The sequence below is a fragment of the Actinomadura rubrisoli genome, from assembly GCF_004349215.1.
Classification (GTDB): domain Bacteria; phylum Actinomycetota; class Actinomycetes; order Streptosporangiales; family Streptosporangiaceae; genus Spirillospora; species Spirillospora rubrisoli.
Window position 1 is genome coordinate 1 of record NZ_SMKU01000645.1, and the last position, 1,999, is coordinate 1,999.

4 protein-coding genes are annotated in these 1,999 nt (G+C 70.0%); all 4 read right to left on the reverse strand.

The genetic code is table 11. From position 1 onward, the window contains the following. Nucleotides 1-334 precede the first annotated feature (334 nt). Nucleotides 335-940, reverse strand: coding sequence for a GTP-binding protein (locus E1298_RS46450; RefSeq protein ID WP_131903737.1), 606 nt, complete (start codon nt 938-940; stop codon nt 335-337). Next, nucleotides 921-1,346, reverse strand: coding sequence for a DUF742 domain-containing protein (locus tag E1298_RS46455; RefSeq protein ID WP_131903738.1), 426 nt, complete (start codon nt 1,344-1,346; stop codon nt 921-923). Before E1298_RS46455 ends, E1298_RS46450 begins: the two co-directional genes overlap by 20 nt. Further along, complete coding sequence (locus E1298_RS46460) at nt 1,343-1,762, reverse strand: roadblock/LC7 domain-containing protein (RefSeq protein WP_207945271.1); 420 nt, start codon at nt 1,760-1,762, stop codon at nt 1,343-1,345. The genes E1298_RS46455 and E1298_RS46460 overlap by 4 nt, the downstream gene beginning before the upstream one ends. Next, nucleotides 1,762-1,999 (reverse strand): globin family protein (locus E1298_RS49130; RefSeq protein WP_165975995.1); only part of this gene is annotated, 238 nt, incomplete at its 5' end. The genes E1298_RS46460 and E1298_RS49130, both read right to left, overlap by 1 nt.

The window sequence follows — 1,999 nt, forward strand, 5'->3', positions numbered from 1 at the left end:
TCCCCGCCCGCTCCGCCTTCACCAGCCTCTGCGATTACGTAGTTTCAAGGACCGGCTGAGCTTATTGCAGTGCCCTTGGCGTCAGGCGCTAGGGCGCCTTCCTTCGGCGGGCACTGCGGCGATCGCTGCATCGCTCCGACTCGCCTAGCGGCTCGCTGCGCGATCAGGTTCTTGCTTCGCTCGAACCTGGCTTCGCACGCGATCGCAACGTTGAGGTTGTTGGGGGCTGGGGAGAAACGGGTGGCGTGAAGACGTCGGCCCTGTCGCGTGGGGTGGGGTTGTGCACGCGTGGCCGGGCCGCCAACGTCAGTTGGCGGCCCGGCCACGCTCGGTTCTAGGCGTTTTGGGGTTCTGGGAGGCCGCGGAATTTCATGGCGTGCAGGACGAGGCTGATGAGGACCTGCTTGCAGGAGTCCATGCGGCGGGCGTCGCAGAGCATGACCGGGACCTTGGGGCCGAGGTTGAGGGCGAGCTGTATTTCCTGCAGATCGAATTGGCGGGCGCCCTCGAAGCAGTTGACGGCGACGACGAACGGCGTGCTGCGGCGCTCGAAGTAGTCGACGGACGGGAAGCAGTCGGAAAGGCGGCGGGTGTCGGCGAGGACGACGGCTCCGAGGGCGCCGAGGGCGACCTCGTCCCACATGAACCAGAAGCGCTCCTGGCCGGGGGTGCCGAACAGGTAGAGGACGTAGTCGTCGCGGATCGTGATGCGGCCGAAGTCCATCGCGACGGTGGTGGTCTTCTTGCGCTCGACGCCGGAGATGTCGTCGATGCCCACGCTCTCGTCGGTGAGGAGCTCCTCGGTGCGCAGCGGACGGGTCTCGGAGACCGTCCCGACCATGGTGGTCTTGCCGACGCCGAAGCCGCCCGCGACCACGATCTTGACGGCGGTGGGCAGCCGGCGGGCGCGCCCGTCCTGCCTAGAGGGCCCGGAGACCATCGATCACCGCCTTGTAGAGCCTGATGTCGTGCATGTCCGCCTCCGGTTCGGGTTCCTGCATCGAGACGAAGCCCTTGTCGAGCAGGTCGCCGAGCAGGACCCGCACGGTCGCGACGGGCAGGTCGAGATGGCCGGTGAGCTCGGCCACCGACATCACCGACTGGCAGAGCCGGATGATGGCCAGGTGCTCGGGGCCGAGGCCGATCGCGCCCTCGGGTTCGGGGCCGACCGCCACCACCAGCGTGATGAGGTCGAACTTGCCGCGGGTCGGCTCGATGCGGCCGCTGGTCATCACGTACGGGCGGACCATCGGCCCGGCCTGCTCGTCCAGCCAGCGGTCGTAGCCGGTGCGAGCGGCCGGCTCCTCCGGCCGCTGCTCCTGCGCGGGGTCGTCCGGGGGGATCATGCGCGTCCCTCCGCGGCGGGTTCCGAGCGGGACGGGGACGTGAGGTGGTGGCCCATGGCGGTGACGAGCATGGCCATCTCGTAGGCGATGAGGCCCACGTCGGCCTCCTCGCCGGCCAGCACCGCGAGGCAGGCGCCCTTGCCGGCGACCGACACCAGCATGAACGCCGACTGCATCTCGATGATCGTCTGCCGGACGGGGCCGCCGCCGAAGCGGGTTCCGGCGCCCTTGGCGAGGCTCTGGATGCCGGCGGCCACGGCCGCCAGGTGTTCGGCGTCGTCCTGGCTGATGCCCTCGGCCGAGGCCATGAGCAGGCCGTCGGCCGACAGCACGACCGCGCTGCGGGCGTGGGGCAGCCGGTGGACCAGGTCGTCCAGCAACCAGCCCAGATCGGATGGGGAACCCGCCTTCTGCATCACTGGTCTTCCTCGCCTTCCGCTGCGTGAGTGCCGAGGGCTTCGGCCGCGTCGGAGCGGCCCCGCTGTGTGCCGCGCTGGTACGAGCCCATGATCCGCTGGATCTCCTCGGGCGAGCGGCCGGGATCGTCCTGCTCGTCCGGCTCTTCGGCGGCGACCGGTTCGTCGGTGCGCAGGGGCTCGGCAAGGTTCGCCTGCGGCACCCGGACGGGCAGGCCGGACGGGGTGGTGGAGATG

Bases quoted from the DNA above. Each gene is read 5' to 3' on its own strand.
- E1298_RS46460 (WP_207945271.1), bottom strand. From the start codon at position 1,762: ATGCAGAAGGCGGGTTCCCCATCCGATCTGGGCTGGTTGCTGGACGAC.
- E1298_RS46450 (WP_131903737.1), bottom strand. From the start codon at position 940: ATGGTCTCCGGGCCCTCTAGGCAGGACGGGCGCGCCCGCCGGCTGCCC.
- E1298_RS46455 (WP_131903738.1), bottom strand. From the start codon at position 1,346: ATGATCCCCCCGGACGACCCCGCGCAGGAGCAGCGGCCGGAGGAGCCG.